Annotated in this window: 1 pseudogene; it reads right to left on the bottom strand. The window is 45.4% G+C overall.

From position 1 onward, the window contains the following. Positions 1 to 383 (bottom strand): annotated as a pseudogene (locus OCV77_RS16395) (hypothetical protein); the annotation flags it as partial.

Genomic DNA, 383 nt, shown 5'->3' with positions numbered 1-383 from the left:
GTATTAAAATACAAAAAGGTCAGCCCGTCTTCATAATCGACCTCCGGCACTTCTTCACAGTGATTATGTACACAGTACTTCATGTATCCTTTTCCGAAAATATCATAATTCAGGATCGTCACAATATAGAGATTTGGCAGCTTATCAAACTCCCGATCCCCACTGGCAAGCTGTCTGCTGTCGATCACTGCCTGATAAAACCGGTTGTGCTTTGGCACATTCATATCCTTTCTCAGATGGGGCTCCAGATCATAAATATTCACGCCTGATTCCTGATCTTCCCCTTCCAGAATCTCCACATCCATCCGGATCCCCCGTTTCTCGGGAAGGATTCCCTGCAGTGTCTTCTGTGCTGTGATATGGATCTTTCCGATCTGCCTTTG

The sequence above is a fragment of the Suilimivivens aceti genome, from assembly GCF_025567405.1.
GTDB classification, from domain to species: domain Bacteria; phylum Bacillota; class Clostridia; order Lachnospirales; family Lachnospiraceae; genus Suilimivivens; species Suilimivivens aceti.
This window is presented reverse-complemented; position numbering and strand designations above follow the sequence as displayed.